The following is a 17,021-nucleotide window of genomic DNA, read 5'->3' on the forward strand; positions in this document are numbered from 1 at the left end:
TAAAGCCCCATCCTATGACCTTATGTAGAGGTCTTGTTGATAAGGTTCTTGAGTAGCAATGTCGATTAACATTTCCGATTTAACCACCGCCCTAAATAAGGTGGAGCATATTCATAAAGTTCAGCTTGAAAATGTGCATCAGTTCTTTAAAGCAAACGAAGCTTTCTCGGTAAAAACGTTCAGCCAACTAACATCTAGTGACTCACTTGATGAGCGATTTAAAACCATCGACAAGGCCTTCTCTTTGCTTGGTGATGTGAAAACCTACCTTTTAGAAGCGTCCTACTTAGTTAAGTAAAAATAAAAAAGCCCCTGTAACTTAATTACCGGGGCTTTCATTTTTATCACCGCTAAGTTGTGGAGTTACAACTTGTAGCGATCATCAATGACCGTTGTCTCTGGGAAGGTTTTACCCTCGTCCATCGCTTCCTCAGTCTCTTCTTTTACTTTGCTATCGATCCAGAAATTACCAATATCCATTGGATGAAGCACCCATTCTGTCGCTTTTGTCATGCCATCTTTAGGAATTTTAACCCAGCGCCAATGCGCAACTCGAGAATAAGGCACCATGTATCCAGGAACGATGATATTCGCTTTGCTGACATAGTTTTGGATTTGATGCGATAAATCGTAACGCTTCTCCTGATCAAACTCAGAGTCATAAGCTTCAATCAACTTGTCCAACTCAGGGCTGCTGTAGTTGGTGTGAGCATTCGTTTGTGGTCGATTAGCATTATCAGAGTGCAGGTATTCCCAATACGCAGGAATCTCACCAGAACCCATATTCAAGAACGCTAACTGATGCTTTTTCTCAAGAATGTATTTAAACGCAGATGAGCCATCCACCAAGTTTAACGTGAACTCTAGACCAGCGAGTTTCGCTTGCTCTTTCAGGTATGCAATACGTGGAGTCCAAGAGTTGTATCCGTAGGTGATAGCAAAGCTCAAGCGTTGGCCCTTATCGTTGACACGAATACCATCTGCGCCCACTTTGTCAAAGCCCGCTTTTTCGAAGTGTTTAACCGCCGCATCAGCATCAAACTTTGGCGGTGTATTGTTAGGATCATCGTATTCGCCATGACCAAAGCCGAGTCCATGTGGTTTGCGTGAATAATCCCCACGCATGATATTTTCAATCATGCCGTCATAGTCAGTGGCTGCCATAACACCTTTGCGCACTTCTAGGTTATCCAACATCGGCATCGCTGTGTTCATCCAAAGGCCACCGGCGCCTTGTGGTGCTTCGTTAAAGCCCCAGTACTTTTGGATATAGCCTTTTTTGTACACATCACTATCGGTTTTGTCATGCCAAAAGCTTGGTAGCACCATCTCAAAGTAATCTAAGTTACCTTTTTCAAAGTGCTTCATGGCAATATCAGGATCGCGAATCACCTTAATGCGGACTTTTTCTACGTTGTAGCGGTTTTTATAGTAGCGGTTGTTATACCCCCACCAATCTTCGCCCACGTGTTTGAATGTCACGCTCTTACCTTTCTTCACTTTATCAATGTAGTAAGGCGCCGCAGTTGGCTCAGATTTAAAGTTGAACTTTCTGACGAAGTTATCAGGCATGCCATCGTTATTTGCGTCCTTTTCTCCTTCAAAGAAGTGTTCCGGACGAGGCTGAAAACCATTACTCGGCATGTTAATCATAACCATGAGCGAGTCATGACTTTGAGCTACAGCAAGATTGACTTTGATCGTGTAGTCGTCAATTTTTTCAACACCAACAACGCTGTTCGTGAAGAAGTCGTTGTACCACGGGTCGATAATGTCTTTTGACGTGTAGTACTTCATCATAAAGACGTAATCATCTGCCGTAATTTTTTCACCATCTGACCACTCGGCCGTTTCATCAAGCTTAAAGAATACGGTTTTGTTGTCCTCTCCAAATGCCCATGACTTAGCAAGTTGGGGGATCCATTTACCAGTATTTGGATGACGCTGAGCAAGCTTTGGTGAACCATCCATTAAATATTGGCGCAAGCCGGAGTTCGCATCTGGACCAACACTTCGTAATGTCTGAGGAAAGCTCTGAATGTAAGTACGATAAGTACCACCTCGTACCGCTTCTTCAGAGGCGAACAGAGGTTCATTGTTATTTGAAATCCATTCTATATCAGCAGGTAGCTCTGCCGCACTCAGTTGAAAACTGGCAGCGGTCAGTGTTGCAAGTACTGAAAATGGCAGTTTTTTAGTCATGTTTCTTCCTTGTTGTGTTTGCGATTAAGGTCGTAGCAAGGAAGACGGAGTGTGAAAGCTGCAAATAGAAAATACGCAGATAGGAAATAATAGGAGCGTAATATGAAGTGACTTCCTGCCAGCTTCTATATTAATTTCAAAGAGTTTCACTAGGTCATCCTAGACCTTACAACGCAGTGAATGCATCCTCGCCATAGTATTCTTTAGGCTTTTGTAACGCAAGTCATCAATAATACATGGTCGCATTTTCTATGCATCACAGTGAGTTATGTTACAAAAGTGTGATCGATACAGTACCAAGCCCTACTTTTCTCATAATAAACCGTAGAACCTTTATCCGAATGAGCTCCCCCCTACACCAATTAAAGCAAGCAAGTAAGCGAGCAGATATAACTGGTAAAAATGAGCAGTTGCTTACTACGGTTGGTATTTTTATTAGATACAAAAAAGGTGAGGCATCACAGCCTCACCTTTCTTTATACAATACAAGACTGTGCTTACATACTAGACAAGCTATCATTGATCGATTTCAACACTGCAGCAGGATCCACAGCTTGAGTAATTGGACGCCCAATAACAAGATAGTCAGAGCCTGACTGAATAGCCTCTACTGGTGTCATGATACGGCGCTGGTCACCTTGCTCAGAGCCAGCAGGTCGGATTCCTGGTGTAACTAACTTAAAGTCTTGACCAAGTTCGCTCTTAAGCAATGAAGACTCTTGAGCTGAACATACGACACCATCTAAACCAGCGTTTTTGGTCAATGTCGCCAGACGAATAACTTGATCCTGAGGCGCAATGTTCAAACCAATACCCGCTAAATCACTTTGTTCCATACTGGTTAGTACCGTTACTCCAATCAGAAATGGGCGATCTTTACCGTATGGCTCAAGAATTTCACGTGATGCCGTCATCATGCGCTCACCACCGCTCGCATGCACATTCACCATCCAAACCCCTAATTCCGCGGCTGCGCGGACCGCCTTAGAACACGTATTTGGAATATCGTGAAATTTCAAATCCAGGAAGACTGAGAAACCACGTTTGTGGAGTTCACGTACGAAATCAGGACCAAATAGCGTAAACATCTCCTTGCCAACTTTTAGGCGACATGACGCAGGATCAATTCTATCTACAAACGCAAGTGCGTCTGCTTGGTTATCATAATCCAGTGCGACAATAACTTTTTGGTCGATCATTTCATCTCCTAACTATTTTGGTTCTTATTAAATAAAAAGTTAAAAAAATGCAGCGGACAGAAACTCTGTCAGCTGCATTAAAATTATTCACCATCCAATCCGCGGATTGGCTTGATCGTCCCCCACCCTTTACAGGACGGGCAGTGCCAATAAAGGGAATGAGTAGAAAACCCACACTTCCGGCATCGGTAGTGTGGTTTCACTTTTAACTGTTCACCCACCATCGCTTGTAGCGTCGATAGACTGTCCTTCGCGCGACCGTCTTCTGCTTCAGCAATGTGGTAGTCAATTAATCGATAAAAGCCCTTCATGGTTGGATTTTTCAGCAGCTGTTTGGTCAGCAGCTCTTGTGCAGCCCCTACGTTCTCGTGGTGAGCAACCAACTGAGCCAACATTAACTCGGCTGATACACCTGCTTTCTTATCAATACAAGCTCGCAGAAACTCGACAAGTTCATCTTCCTGGCCCAAATGATGGTAGCACTCTGCAATGGTTGGTAAGACATCGCTGATAAAGTCTTTGTCTTGCTCAAGCACACCCGTCAGGTATTTTATCGTGTGTTTATAATCTTCAGACTCTAGATAAATTCGTCCCAAAGCAATACTCGCTCGAACACACTTTGGGTCTTCTGCTAGGGCTTTTTTAAAGTGCTGTATTGCCTTATTAGTATTACCATCGGCTTGGTCGAGCATGGCAATTTCACACCAAAAATGAGCAATATTCGCACGCATTCTGGAGCGTTTATTACCCAACTTAGCCAATTGATTGGCGTAATAAATTGCTTTTTCCCATTCACGTGTTTGTTGGTAAATGGTTACCAATTGCTGAAGGGCCGCTTCTTTGTAGTCTGGCTCTTCGACTAACTGTTCGAAGATTTTCTCTGCACGATCGAGAAAACCAGAGACCATGTAATCTTTCGCTAACTGTTGAAGGGCGAGGTTCTTTTGGTCCAGTGTTAAGCCTGAACGAGAAATAAGATTTTGGTGAATTCTGATTGCGCGGTCGACTTCACCACGAGACCGGAACAGGTTACCCAACGCAAGGTGAGTATCGATTGTCTCGTTATCAACTTGGAGCAATTCAATAAAGTGATCAACAGCCTTATCTGATTGGTCAGAGAGCAGCAGATTAAGACCCGTCATATACTGACGAGAGATTTGATGAGATTGCTTCTGCTTGTCTTGCTGAGCGCTGCGATGCCCCATATACCAGCCATACGCAGCAGCTATAGGCAATAACAAGAAGAGTAGTTCAAGCATTAAAGTTAAGCCTTATCCTTATGCCTGTTTTTCGATGGCTGGTTTATCAGCAGGTTTGTTTGCATCTGTAGGTTCGTACTTTTTCAGTTTTTTCTTTAAACGACGAACTTGTAGCTGAGTTTTCAGCAGGATACTACCAAAGATAACCCACGCTAAAGCAAAGCCAACCACAAATACCAAACCTAATAGTGTAGATAAGTGGAACTCTCCTTTGGCTAGAAGATAGTTAAAAGTCACGAGCTCTTGGTTTTGGGAACCTAACGCCAATGCAATTAAAAAGAGAGCTAAAACAGCAACGATTTTTATAATTTTCATTTACATCACCCTTCTAGGAGTAAGTCGGTAAGATTATGCAGGAAAATACTTCTTCAGACTACGTATATTAGCAATAATCTATACCCAAGTAACCTCAAGATGCTTAGTTTGTAGACACGCCTAGAAGTTAAAGTTACTTGGGTGTAGAAAGCTGCAAAAAAACAGCAAGAATCAACAGCTCGCTTCGTAAACTGCTTGGATACATTACAAAAAAGCGGCATACACAAACGTATGCCGCTTTTTTCAAACTAATAAGAGTGCGTTAGCCAATATTTACACGCTCACGAAGCTCTTTACCAGGTTTGAAATGTGGAACGTATTTACCTTCCAATTCCACTTTATCGCCCGTTTTAGGGTTACGACCTACGCGAGGCTCGCGGTAATGAAGAGAAAAACTACCAAAGCCACGGATCTCGATACGGTCACCGCTCTCTAGCGTAGAGGCCATGTGCTCTAAAATATCTTTTACAGCATCCTCTACCTCTTTCGCTGATAAGTGTGTTTGCTCAGCGCAGAGTCTTTCAATCAGTTCAGACTTAGTCATAGTTGCCCTCTTTGAGTATCTTTATCACTTATTATAGTAAGTAATACTAATTCCAACAAACACTTGCTGACAATTCTAGACAAATTTTATGCAAAATGCGCAATGAAGAAATGCCTTTTATTAAGATAGTTTACCGTCATTAGTATTACTACTTAAATATGCTCAAATATAAAAAAGGAGCCTTGCGGCTCCTTTTTTGCTTAAGCGAGTATATTATTCGCCTTTAGCAGCTTTGAAAGCGTCAGCCATTGCGTTACCGAATGCATTGTCATCTTGCTTGTTGATAGATGCCATTGCTTCTTGCTCGTCAGCTTCGTCTTTAGCTTTGATAGATAGGTTGATTACGCGGTTCTTACGGTCTACACCTGTGAACTTAGCTTCAACAACATCACCAGCGCTTAGGATTAGAGAAGCATCTTCTACGCGATCGCGAGATACTTCAGAAGCACGGATGTAACCTTCAACGCCTTCTGCGATTTCAACAGTAGCGCCTTTAGCGTCAACAGCAGTTACAGTAGCGTTAACTAGAACACCTTTCTTGTTGTCAGCAACGTAAGCATTGAATGGGTCGTTTTCCATTTGCTTGATGCCTAGAGAGATGCGCTCACGCTCAGCGTCTACTGCTAGAACAACTGCAGAGATCTCGTCGCCTTTCTTGTACTCACGTACAGCTTCTTCGCCAGCAACATTCCAAGAAATGTCAGATAGGTGAACTAGACCGTCGATGCCGCCTTCTAGACCGATGAAGATACCGAAGTCAGTGATAGACTTGATCTTACCAGTAACTTTGTCGCCTTTAGCTTGTGCTTCAGCGAATGACTGCCATGGGTTAGCTTTACACTGTTTCAGACCTAGAGAGATACGACGACGTTCTTCGTCGATTTCAAGAACCATAACCTCAACTTCGTCGCCAACATTAACAACTTTAGAAGGGTGGATGTTCTTGTTAGTCCAATCCATTTCTGAAACGTGAACTAGACCTTCAACGCCTTCTTCGATTTCAACGAAGCAGCCGTAGTCAGTTAGGTTAGTTACGCGACCAGTTAGTTTGTGACCTTCTGGGTAACGCTTAGCGATTGCTACCCATGGATCTTCGCCTAGTTGCTTAAGGCCTAGTGATACGCGAGTACGCTCACGGTCGAACTTAAGAACTTTAACTTGGATCTCGTCACCAACATTAACGATTTCAGATGGGTGCTTAACGCGCTTCCAAGCCATATCAGTGATATGTAGAAGACCGTCAACGCCACCTAGGTCAACGAACGCACCGTAGTCAGTAAGGTTCTTAACGATACCTTTAACTTCAGAACCTTCTTGTAGAGTTTCTAGAAGCTCGTCACGCTCAACGCTGTTCTCAGATTCGATAACAGCACGACGTGAAACAACTACGTTGTTACGTTTTTGGTCAAGTTTGATAACTTTGAACTCTAGCTCTTTGTTTTCTAGGTGAGCAGTGTCGCGGATTGGGCGTACGTCTACTAGAGAGCCAGGAAGGAAAGCACGGATACCGTTTAGTTCAACAGTGAAACCGCCTTTAACTTTACCGTTGATGATACCAACAACAGTTTCAGCTTCTTCGTAAGCTTTCTCAAGTACGATCCAAGCTTCGTGACGCTTAGCTTTCTCACGAGAAAGTTGAGTTTCACCGAAACCATCTTCAACAGCGTCTAGAGCTACGTCTACTTCAGCGCCAACTTCAACTTCAAGTTCGCCAGCAGCGTTCTTGAACTGTTCAGCAGGGATAGCAGATTCAGACTTAAGACCAGCGTCAACAAGAACGAAACCGTTCTCGATAGCTACTACAGTACCTTTAACGATGCTGCCTTGTTGGAATTCTGTTTCGTTTAGAAACTCTTCAAAGAGTTGAGCAAAAGATTCAGTCATTTAGTTAATCTTCAATAAATTAAACTTCCACGGGTATCCTACCGCATGGGGTTATTAAATTCGCCAGTCATCATCCTTGCGACCAACGCTCTTAGTCTAGCCGAGTATCATTACTCAGCTAGCTTCGATTCGATATATTGTAGTGCCTTTTCTACTACTTCGTCGATAGTCATCGACGTAGAATCTAGCACAAGCGCATCCTCAGCAGGGCGTAATGGCGCCACTGGGCGGTTACGATCTCGGTCGTCACGCTCTTGGATCTCGCTTAAAAGGTCAGCAAATTTAACATCTAACCCTTTCTCTTGCAACTGTTTAAGGCGTCGATTTGCACGCTCTTCTGCGCTCGCATCAAGGAAGATTTTCGCTTGTGCACTTGGGAATACAATTGTGCCCATATCACGACCATCAGCCACTAGGCCCGGAGCGGCCTCAAATGCACGCTGACGACGTAATAATGCTTCACGAACACGTGGCAGAGCCGCAACTTTAGATGCTGCCATACCCGTTTCTTCTTTGCGAAGCTCCCCTGACACATCTTCGCCTTCTAGAACGACCTTAACTAAGTCACCCTCTGCGATAAATTGAACGTCTAGGTGTGTTGCCAGTGGGACAAGTGCGTCTTCTGACTCTGTGTCGACACCGTGGTGAATCGCAGCGAGTGCAAGTACACGATAAATTGCGCCAGAATCTAAGAGTTGGAAACCCAACTTTTTCGCCAGCAACATACATAAAGTGCCTTTACCTGCACCACTAGGTCCATCTACGGTTACAACCGGAGTTTGAGAGGACATGTTCTTCTCCACCTATAGTTTCTTTTCAGCAATTTGCTCGGTTTTCGAGGCGCGCATTATACGGGTAATCGCCCTTTGGAGCGAGGAAAAATGTCGTGTAAAGCATTACACCTAATGCGCAATTTGATTCATCAATAAACATAAGGTTCAACAAAAACGGCGAGAGCTTCCACCCTCGCCGTTTCAAATGTCATGATCTTAGGTTCGATTAAACAATCGGTTTTTGACCACGCTCAGCTAACTTTAAGATCACGCTGTCAGCAACTTTGCCCGCGACACCTGCTAGCTTGTCTGCCAGTTTTTTCTTCTGTACATAATGCACAGAAAGTACGGTTTTATCTTTGCATGCCGCAACAACGATATCATCAGATGTACTAATATCATCCACCAAACCAAGCTCTTTCGCTTGTGTACCGAACCAGTGCTCACCTGTGGCTACTTTGTCTAGGTCCAAACTAGGGCGACGCTCGCGAATGAAGTCTTTAAACAAGACATGTGTTTCTTCAAGCTCTTGCTTAAACTTATCGCGCGCTTTATCGGTATTCTCACCAAACATCGTTAGCGTGCGTTTATATTCACCCGCGGTTAGTTGTTCGTACTCAATGTCATGTTTCTTCAACAGTTTGTTGAAGTTAGGAATTTGTGCGATAACGCCAATAGAACCCACAATTGCAAATGGTGCAGAAACAATCTTATCTGCTACACATGCCATCATGTAACCGCCACTTGCCGCAACTTTGTCTACAGAGATAGTCAGAGGAAGACCCGCAGCTTTAATTCGGTCCAGTTGAGAAGAGGCAAGGCCGTAGCCATGAACCATACCACCGCCAGATTCTAAACGAAGTAATACTTCATCGCCTTCACGTGCGACAGCCAAAATAGCAGTGATCTCTTCACGTAAAGACGCAACTTCTTTTGCATCTATGCTACCGTTGAAATCAAGAACGAATAGGTGTGGTTCACGCTTGCTATCTAATGAACCGTCTTTGCTCGCTTGTTTGATCTCTTTTTCACGAGATTTGTTTTTCTCTTTCTCTTCTTTCTTGACCGCTTTATCTCGAGCTTTGATGAAAGCATCGTCATGCAAATGATGTTCTAACTGCTCAACAGATTGTTTGTGTTGCTCTGAAAGGTTGGTAATCTCTAACTCCCCTTTCACCGCACCCGATTTGCCACCAGCCGATTTTGCAATAATGAGCAGAACAATTATCGCAGCAACCACCGTGATAATTTTAGCCAGAAACAGACCATAATCTAATAAAAATTCCAACGAGAGCTCCTTTATCTCATTTCAGATGACGTTAGTATGTTACGCAGAAACATCAGCGAGAAGGCAGCGCGGTTTGTAACCACTTGTTCTGATTGATAGCATACCTAACGAAAGTTCTGGAATTGGTATAACACATGAATTGGTGTATTGTAACCATCTTGTCACGATTACCAAGATTTTCCATTGAGAAACAGGCGTTTTTTAGCGTCAATTAACTATCATGGACCCTCTTACAATAATAAGGATTTATCGCCGTGAACTACTCCGTTTCAGCTGATGCTCTAAAAGGTAAAGTCATTCTTGTTACTGGCGCTGGTAATGGCATCGGCCGTCAAGCCGCGCTTTCTTATGCCGAGCACGGTGCAACTGTTATTCTTTTGGGTAGAAATGTGCAAAACCTTGAATCTATCTATGATGAGATTGAAGCAGCTGGCTATCCACAAGCCGCTATCATTCCTCTGGATCTCAAGGGCGCAACTAAGCAAAATTACATTGATATGGCAGAGACAATCGAAGGACAGTTTGGTCGTTTGGATGGCCTATTACACAACGCAGGTGTCTTGAGTTCGCTGTGTCCATTTGATCAAATCAAAGAGGAAGATTTCGACGATATCATGCAGATCAACGTGAAAGCAGAAGTGTTAATGACTCAAGCACTACTGCCTGTGATGCGTAAATCAGAAGCTGGGCGTATTATCTTTACCTCTTCAACCGTAGGCCACTCTGGTCGAGCTTTCTGGGGGCCATACGCTATCTCTAAATTTGCCGTAGAAGGCATGATGCAAGTTTTGGCTGACGAGCTGAGTGATACGCCGATCCGTGTTAACGCAATTAACCCTGGTGCAACTCGTACTCGCATGCGTGAAAAAGCATACCCGGGTGAAGATGCAAATACTCTCAAAACGCCATTGGATATCATGCCGCTATATTTGCACTTAATGGATCCAGCGGTTACCGATGTGAATGGTCAGTGTATCGACGCTCAACCGAAGCGTAAATAACGAATTCAGGTTACCTCACATAATCGATTGAAAAGGCAGCAAACGCTGCCTTTTTTCATTTCTCTCTTCATAAAAATCTTGCGACTTTCTGTCATAGAAATATACTGTACATATATACAGGTATTTATTATGCACGATATTATTCAGCACTTAAAAAGCCAGCACCTTGTTTGGCAAGCAAATTTAACGAAAACAGATCCTCAGCAGTTGCGGACTAGTTCCGGGTTTTCTGAATTAGATGATTTGCTCGGCGGAGGCTTTCCACCTCATGGCGTAGTGGAGATGGAATCTATTGGTAGTATTGGTGAATTGCGTTTGCTCGCTCCTTATTTAAAAGCCACTCAGACCAATGGTGTGACTGCATTTATTCAACCTCCCGCGTTAGTGAATTCTCTGTTCTTACACTACATCGGTTTGGATATAAACCAAGTGTGGGTCGTCACTCCAACTCACCCCAAAGATGCTCTTTGGGCTGCAGAGCAATGTCTGAAAAGTGGGGTATGCAGTAATGTTTTATTATGGCAAGAAGAGCTTGAAATACATCAAGTGAAACGCTTACAGGTAGCGAGTGAGCAAGGCACTTGTCCTCTATTTATGCTCAAGCCTAATATGACAAACCGCTTGTCTTTACCTGTGTCACTCAGTTTAAAACTGAAAGGCGACGAGCAAGGGATTAATGTTGAAGTGCTGAAAAGGAAAGGAGGCTGGAATAGAGGTAGCGTTAGTATCGGCTTCCAACACCATTACCCGCAACTGGTGAAACCATCATCTGAAACTGTGCACTCGACTGTGGTCAATTTCCCACTGGCGAACCAAGGTTAGTGATATGTCTCTGTGGATTTACTTGCACTTCCCTCGCCTGCAGCTAGACGCACTCTTTGGTGATAACCAAGAACAACCCGTGGTGATTGTCGAAAGCCAACGTTGCCAGATTATTCAATACAACGAGATTGCCGAACAACAAGGCATTAAGCCTGGTATGGGCTTAGGCAGTGCTGCGTCCTTGTGTCGAGATTTACAAGTGCATCCTTATCATCCACAAACCGAATTAAATAAATTACAAGAGGTAGCTCAGTGGTTGTATTTGATCACATCTGACGTTGTGTTGATGCCAAACCAAGGCATTTTGCTGCGTGCCACACCGATGCTCACCCTATATGAAGGGTTGGACAATTACTGGAATAAAGTCAGTGCTCACTTAACTAAACTGCAGTTAAGCTTTCAATTTGGTTGTGGTTTTTCACCTTTGTCAGCCAAGTTAATGGCATTGGCAGGAGCAAATGTTCTTAGTGACGACAAATCTCTTATCGAACAAATGTTATTCCCATTACCTCTGCCTCTAACCGATTTATCGATCTCTATGGTTGAAAAGCTGCACCGCGTAGGCGTTACTTCCTTAAAAGGGTTACTTGAACTGCCATTGCAAGACATCGCACGACGCTTTGATATCGATTTGGTGAACTACGTTGGTCGACTGACAGGGCAGTTCAAGCATCCTGTAGACTTTTATCACCCGACCGAATCCTTCCAAGTTTATTTAGAGCTGTTATTTGAGCTCGAAAACGTCCAGTGGATTGAAAAGCCGCTGGCCAAGTTACTTCGTCAACTCGAAACCTTTCTTAAATTAAGAGATAAGGTCGCTTTTGAGCTGTGTTTAACACTCCACCAGCGTGAGAAACAAGAGCAACACCTTCAACTCACTTCTGCGCAAGGTGATTACCTATGTCAGCGTTGGCAGCAGTTAGCGAGTTTAAGCTTAGAGTCACTCTCGCTCAATGGCCCAGTCACAGGGCTAACGTTAAAAGTCGTCCGTCAAGGTGAGCCTCTTAGTGCATCACGCGATCTCTTTGCTGGGCAAAAAGGGAACATGAATGCTTTAGAACTGCTCTCTTTACTGCAAGCTAAATTGGGGAAAAGTGCCGTGTTAAAACCCAACATCGCTTGCGATCCTAGACCAGAAAAGGCCAGTCAGTATCGCCCTGCTGATGCTCCAGATGAAAAGGAGCACGCCATACCATCCATACTACGCCCCGCAATGCAATTGCCCACTCCCATTGCATTGCAAGAGCAAGTCTCTTTGGTCCACGGACCTGAGCGAATCGTTTCTGGATGGTGGGATGGTGATGAGATCATGCGTGATTACTACATTGCACACACCAAGCAAGGCCGCTGGTTATGGATATTTCGCGATCAGCACAAGCACTGGTTTCTTCATGGCTATTTTTGTTAAATCGACAGTTATTTTTGTTGGATCATTATGAGTTACGCGGAACTATTTTGTCAGTCTAACTTATCTTTTTTGACTGGGGCTTCTCATGCAGAAGAACTGGTACTCCAAGCTGCTTTCTATCGCTATCAAGCTCTAGCTATAACTGATGAATGTTCGGTCGCGGGCGTTGTCAAAGCCCATGCGACCATCGAACAACATAAACTCGATATCAAACAAATCGTTGGAAGTATGTTTTGGTTAAATGATGAATGCCAAGTCGTACTGCTTTGCCCTTGTCGCAAGGCTTATGCCGAGTTGTGTCGTATCATCACAAACGCAAGAAGACGAAGTGAAAAAGGCAACTATCAACTGTTCGAATGGGATTTGATGTCGATTCGACATTGCTTGGTATTGTGGCTGCCCACACATCAAGAGAGTGACCACTATTGGGGACGCTGGCTCAATCAACACCACGCTAATCGTTTGTGGGTAGCGATTCAGCGCCATTTGAGTAACAACGATACTGAGTACATTGCGCACTGCGAGCAGTTAGCACATGAATTTCAATTACCTATAACTGCCTGCGGAGGCGTTCTCATGCATGATGTTGAACGCTTGCCATTACAGCATGTACTTACCGCTATAAAACATGGGTGTAGCGTCGATAAACTCGGTTTTGATCGTATTTCGAATACAGAACGAGCGCTTCGTCCTTTTAAAAAACTGGTTCGGATTTACAAACCAGAATGGCTGGAAGAAAGTACTTACATCGCCGATTTATGCGAGTTTAAGCTCTCCGATTTAAAATACGAATATCCTACCGAGCTGATCCCAGATGGTTATACACCCGACTCTTACTTACGTATGTTAGTCGAGCGTGGTAAAAAGCTGCGTTTTCCTGAAGGCGTGCCAGCAGAAGTCAATCAAACCATCGAGAATGAACTTGCGCTTATTCAAGAGCTGAAATACCACTACTACTTCCTTACCATCCACGACATCGTAATGTTCGCGAAACAACAAGGCATTCTTTACCAAGGTCGAGGTTCCGCCGCAAACTCTGTGGTGTGCTATTGCCTGGAAATTACCGCCGTCGACCCTCGACAAATCGCAGTCTTATTCGAACGATTTATCAGTAAAGAACGTAAGGAACCGCCGGATATTGATGTGGACTTTGAACACGAGCGCCGTGAAGAGGTTATCCAATATATTTACAAAAAATATGGCCGTGAGCGTGCAGCACTTGCTGCAACAGTGATCAGCTATCGCTTTAAAAGTGCCGTGCGTGAAGTCGGTAAAGCGCTAGGGATTGAAGAGACCCAATTAGATTTTTTCATTAAGAACGTTAATCGCCGAGATCGCAGCCAAGGCTGGCAAGCTCAAATTATTGAACTTGGCTTACAACCAGAATCTCTCAAAGGGCAGCAGTTTATCCAATTGGTCAACGAGATAATTGGCTTCCCACGCCACTTATCTCAGCACGTGGGTGGCTTTGTAATTTCATCTGGCCCTTTATATGAGTTGGTACCAGTTGAAAATGCCTCGATGGAAGATCGCACTATCATTCAATGGGATAAAGACGATTTAGAAAGCTTGAAGCTACTAAAAGTCGATGTGCTCGCACTCGGCATGTTAAACGCCATCAGAAAGTGCTTTCAACTAGTCGAGAAACATCACCAGCGATCCCTCTCTATTTCCGAGATCACTCGCCGACAAGATGATCCACACGTGTACCGCATGATCCAAAAAGCTGACACGATAGGCGTATTCCAAATAGAATCTCGTGCACAAATGAGCATGCTTCCTCGCCTAAAGCCTGCTTGTTATTACGACTTAGTGATTCAAATTGCGATTGTTCGTCCAGGCCCTATTCAGGGTGATATGGTGCATCCTTTTTTAAAACGGCGTGCTCACAAAGAGCCAGTCAGTTATCCATCGGAAGAAGTAAAAAGCGTTCTTGAGCGGACTATGGGCGTCCCTATTTTCCAAGAGCAAGTCATCAAGTTAGCCATGGTAGCCGCAGGGTTTAGCGGTGGCGAGGCCGATCAACTCCGTAGAGCGATGGCATCATGGAAGAAGAATGGCGATCTCGCTAAATTCAGACCAAAACTGATCAATGGTATGCAAGATAGAGGTTATGACTTAGCGTTTGCTGAGCGCATTTTCGATCAGATTTGCGGCTTTGGTGAGTACGGCTTCCCTGAAAGTCATTCAGCGTCTTTCGCAGTGCTGGCATATTGTTCTGCATGGTTAAAATATTATTACCCAGCAGAATTTTACACAGCACTGTTGAACAGCCAACCAATGGGGTTTTATAGCCCATCGCAATTAGTACAAGATGCCCGCCGACATGGCGTCGAAGTATTGCCGGTGTGCGTCAATCATTCAAAATATCAGCATCATCTCGTCTCACGCCCGAATGGCAGGCTAGGCGTGCAACTTGGTTTTCGCTTGGTGAAAGGCTTTAACGCAGAAAGTGCGCAAAGGCTTATTGAGCGCAAACCACTTAATGGTTACCGCTCGATTCAAGAAGTAAAGCAGATATTAAGAAGCCGAAGTGACATTGAATTATTGGCTTCAGCCAATGCATTTCAGATCCTATCGGGGAATCGTTATAACGCACGCTGGGCAGCAATGGATTCCTTATCTGACCTACCATTGTTTCACAAGGTCGAAGAACCCAGTGTTAGCTACCAAACTCAGCCCTCAGAATATGAAAATTTAATTGAGGATTACGCGAGCACGGGACTATCTCTTAGCCGCCACCCGATTAAATTATTAGAAGAAACGGGCAAACTCCCTCATTTTACCCGCATGAGGCAACTGGCAGAGAAACCGCATAGGTCATTGGTCACAGTGGTAGGCGTGGTAACGGGAAGACAATCTCCAGGCACCGCCGCTGGCGTGACATTTTTTACGTTAGAAGATGACACAGGCAACATTAATGTGGTCGTTTGGCAAGCGACAGCACGAGCCCAAAAGCAAGCGTATTTAGGCGCTAAAGTATTAATGGTGAAAGGCATTCTTGAAAGAGAGGGAGAAGTCACGCACGTTATTGCTGGCAAGTTGATTGATTGCACGCACTATTTGAATAATCTACAAAGTAAATCTCGCGACTTTCATTAGTACAGAGATATTAATAAGCGAGGCGTTAAAAAATCAGAGGGAGAGCTGCTCCCCCTCTGATTTCACTATATCTAATCATGCACTTTTAGAAAGCATCTGGCGTAACCGGTCTTGAGCAACTTCAACCAACAGATCTGGTTGGAATTTAGAGATAAAACGATCACAACCTACTTTTTGTACCATGGCTTCATTAAAGCTGCCGCTCAGAGAGGTGTTCAACGTAATAAACAACTTAGACATACGTGGATCTTGGCGCACTTCATGAGTCAGTTTATAACCGTCCATTTCAGGCATTTCAGCATCCGTAATCATCATCAACAGCTCTTTTTCTACGTCTTTCCCTTCATCACACCAGCGTTTTAAAACTGTTAGCGCTTCTAGTCCGTCACGACACTCGATGATATTCATACCCAATTGAGAAAGCGTATCGCGAACTTGATTACGAGCTGTAGAGGAATCATCCACAATCAGAACATTACGCCCGACCATTGCTTGGGCAAGTTCTTGATCCAGAATGTCCGCTGAAATCGTGACATCGTAATGCACGATCTCTGCTAAAACTTTTTCAACGTCAATAATTTCGACAATTTGAGAGGCATCCCCCTCTTTGATTTGCGTGATAGCTGTGAGGTAATTCGAGCGACCAGACGTGGAAGGAGGCGGCTGAATTTCAGTCCATGCCGTATTAATAATATTTTTAACCGGACCGACTAAGAAGCCCTGCACCGTACGGTTGTACTCTGTCACGATCAAATTTTCTTCTTCCGCTTCACCACGCAAAGCTGGGAAACCTATTGCGCCACGCAAATCAATCACTGGCACTGCTTCACCTCGTAAAGAAGCAACCCCACGAATATTGTAGTGCGAGCCAGGGAGCTTAGTTAACGGTGGAAGCTTGATGACCTCTTTCACTTTGAACACATTAATCGCAAATAATTGGCGACTATTTAAAGTGAACAGCAGAAGCTCTAGTCGGTTTTCACCAACCAAGTTTGTACGCTGGTCAACCGTATTTAACACTCCGGACATACTACTACCTAAATTATGGATAATTCTTATTTACTCGAAATCAATACAGACACATCAAGGTTCTAAGCCCAAATAACCTTAAGATATTTGTTTTTCGAGCATGGCTGGAAAGTACAACGGTTTCAGCGCACTACTTCCCTTCTATTTGTATCAGACACAAAGTCACTCTACACATTGAAAGCCATTTGGGTTTAT

General features: G+C 44.0%; 14 protein-coding genes. 5 read left to right on the forward strand and 9 right to left on the reverse strand.

Features of this window, described 5'->3' with window-relative positions; translation table 11 throughout:
• Positions 1–58: 58 nt before the first annotated feature.
• Positions 59–298: a hypothetical protein gene (locus LIX84_RS06405; RefSeq protein WP_226420943.1), complete on the forward strand. Its 240-nt coding sequence runs from the start codon at positions 59–61 to the stop codon at positions 296–298.
• Between the two features lie 65 nt (positions 299–363).
• Here LIX84_RS06405 and LIX84_RS06410 read toward each other — a convergent pair whose 3' ends face one another.
• The 8 genes from LIX84_RS06410 to sohB form a co-directional block, all read right to left on the reverse strand.
• Positions 364–2,202 (reverse strand): extracellular solute-binding protein, encoded by a 1,839-nt coding sequence (locus tag LIX84_RS06410; protein WP_005397104.1) that lies wholly within the window; start codon positions 2,200–2,202, stop codon positions 364–366.
• A gap of 497 nt (positions 2,203–2,699) precedes the next feature.
• Positions 2,700–3,401, reverse strand: coding sequence for an orotidine-5'-phosphate decarboxylase (pyrF, locus tag LIX84_RS06415; RefSeq protein WP_226420944.1), 702 nt, complete (start codon positions 3,399–3,401; stop codon positions 2,700–2,702).
• A gap of 83 nt (positions 3,402–3,484) precedes the next feature.
• Positions 3,485–4,660, reverse strand: coding sequence for a lipopolysaccharide assembly protein LapB (gene lapB, locus LIX84_RS06420; RefSeq protein WP_005376665.1), 1,176 nt, complete (start codon positions 4,658–4,660; stop codon positions 3,485–3,487).
• Between the two features lie 18 nt (positions 4,661–4,678).
• Entirely contained in the window at positions 4,679–4,975 is a 297-nt protein-coding gene (locus tag LIX84_RS06425) for a LapA family protein (RefSeq protein ID WP_226420945.1), read from the reverse strand.
• 262 nt (positions 4,976–5,237) lie between these two features.
• Positions 5,238–5,519 (reverse strand): integration host factor subunit beta, encoded by a 282-nt coding sequence (ihfB, locus tag LIX84_RS06430; RefSeq protein ID WP_005385816.1) that lies wholly within the window; start codon positions 5,517–5,519, stop codon positions 5,238–5,240.
• A gap of 213 nt (positions 5,520–5,732) precedes the next feature.
• A complete protein-coding gene (gene rpsA / locus LIX84_RS06435) occupies positions 5,733–7,403 on the reverse strand; it encodes a 30S ribosomal protein S1 (RefSeq protein ID WP_005385817.1) in 1,671 nt (556 codons plus the stop codon).
• Between the two features lie 110 nt (positions 7,404–7,513).
• Entirely contained in the window at positions 7,514–8,194 is a 681-nt protein-coding gene (gene cmk / locus LIX84_RS06440; RefSeq protein WP_005397113.1) for a (d)CMP kinase, read from the reverse strand.
• A gap of 208 nt (positions 8,195–8,402) precedes the next feature.
• Positions 8,403–9,464, reverse strand: a complete 1,062-nt coding sequence (gene sohB / locus LIX84_RS06445) for a protease SohB (RefSeq protein WP_161443560.1) — start codon at positions 9,462–9,464, stop codon at positions 8,403–8,405.
• A 254-nt stretch (positions 9,465–9,718) separates the two neighbouring features.
• Here sohB and LIX84_RS06450 point away from each other — a divergent pair, with 254 nt between their 5' ends.
• The 4 genes from LIX84_RS06450 to LIX84_RS06465 all read left to right on the forward strand — a co-directional run bounded on the left by LIX84_RS06450 (position 9,719) and on the right by LIX84_RS06465 (position 15,797).
• Complete coding sequence (locus LIX84_RS06450) at positions 9,719–10,465, forward strand: YciK family oxidoreductase (RefSeq protein ID WP_046874431.1); 747 nt, start codon at positions 9,719–9,721, stop codon at positions 10,463–10,465.
• A 129-nt stretch (positions 10,466–10,594) separates the two neighbouring features.
• Entirely contained in the window at positions 10,595–11,287 is a 693-nt protein-coding gene (gene imuA, locus LIX84_RS06455) for a translesion DNA synthesis-associated protein ImuA (RefSeq protein WP_114323271.1), read from the forward strand.
• 4 nt (positions 11,288–11,291) lie between these two features.
• A complete protein-coding gene (locus tag LIX84_RS06460; RefSeq protein ID WP_226420946.1) occupies positions 11,292–12,695 on the forward strand; it encodes a Y-family DNA polymerase in 1,404 nt (467 codons plus the stop codon).
• Positions 12,696–12,722: 27 nt separating this feature from the next.
• Positions 12,723–15,797, forward strand: coding sequence for an error-prone DNA polymerase (locus tag LIX84_RS06465; protein ID WP_226420947.1), 3,075 nt, complete (start codon positions 12,723–12,725; stop codon positions 15,795–15,797).
• A 75-nt stretch (positions 15,798–15,872) separates the two neighbouring features.
• Here LIX84_RS06465 and LIX84_RS06470 read toward each other — a convergent pair whose 3' ends face one another.
• On the reverse strand, positions 15,873–16,826 hold the full coding sequence (locus LIX84_RS06470) for a chemotaxis protein CheV (RefSeq protein WP_005398212.1): 954 nt from the start codon (positions 16,824–16,826) through the stop codon (positions 15,873–15,875).
• Between the last annotated feature and the right edge of the window lie 195 nt (positions 16,827–17,021).

Source organism: Vibrio sp. E14, assembly GCF_020515785.1.
Lineage (GTDB): Bacteria > Pseudomonadota > Gammaproteobacteria > Enterobacterales > Vibrionaceae > Vibrio > Vibrio diabolicus.

Coding starts and splice junctions, on each gene's coding strand:
- LIX84_RS06405 (WP_226420943.1), top strand. CDS start 59: ATGTCGATTAACATTTCCGATTTAACCACCGCCCTAAATAAGGTGGAG.
- LIX84_RS06410 (WP_005397104.1), bottom strand. CDS start 2,202: ATGACTAAAAAACTGCCATTTTCAGTACTTGCAACACTGACCGCTGCC.
- pyrF (WP_226420944.1), bottom strand. CDS start 3,401: ATGATCGACCAAAAAGTTATTGTCGCACTGGATTATGATAACCAAGCA.
- lapB (WP_005376665.1), bottom strand. CDS start 4,660: ATGCTTGAACTACTCTTCTTGTTATTGCCTATAGCTGCTGCGTATGGC.
- LIX84_RS06425 (WP_226420945.1), bottom strand. CDS start 4,975: ATGAAAATTATAAAAATCGTTGCTGTTTTAGCTCTCTTTTTAATTGCA.
- ihfB (WP_005385816.1), bottom strand. CDS start 5,519: ATGACTAAGTCTGAACTGATTGAAAGACTCTGCGCTGAGCAAACACAC.
- rpsA (WP_005385817.1), bottom strand. CDS start 7,403: ATGACTGAATCTTTTGCTCAACTCTTTGAAGAGTTTCTAAACGAAACA.
- cmk (WP_005397113.1), bottom strand. CDS start 8,194: ATGTCCTCTCAAACTCCGGTTGTAACCGTAGATGGACCTAGTGGTGCA.
- imuA (WP_114323271.1), top strand. CDS start 10,595: ATGCACGATATTATTCAGCACTTAAAAAGCCAGCACCTTGTTTGGCAA.
- LIX84_RS06460 (WP_226420946.1), top strand. CDS start 11,292: ATGTCTCTGTGGATTTACTTGCACTTCCCTCGCCTGCAGCTAGACGCA.
- LIX84_RS06465 (WP_226420947.1), top strand. CDS start 12,723: ATGAGTTACGCGGAACTATTTTGTCAGTCTAACTTATCTTTTTTGACT.
- LIX84_RS06470 (WP_005398212.1), bottom strand. CDS start 16,826: ATGTCCGGAGTGTTAAATACGGTTGACCAGCGTACAAACTTGGTTGGT.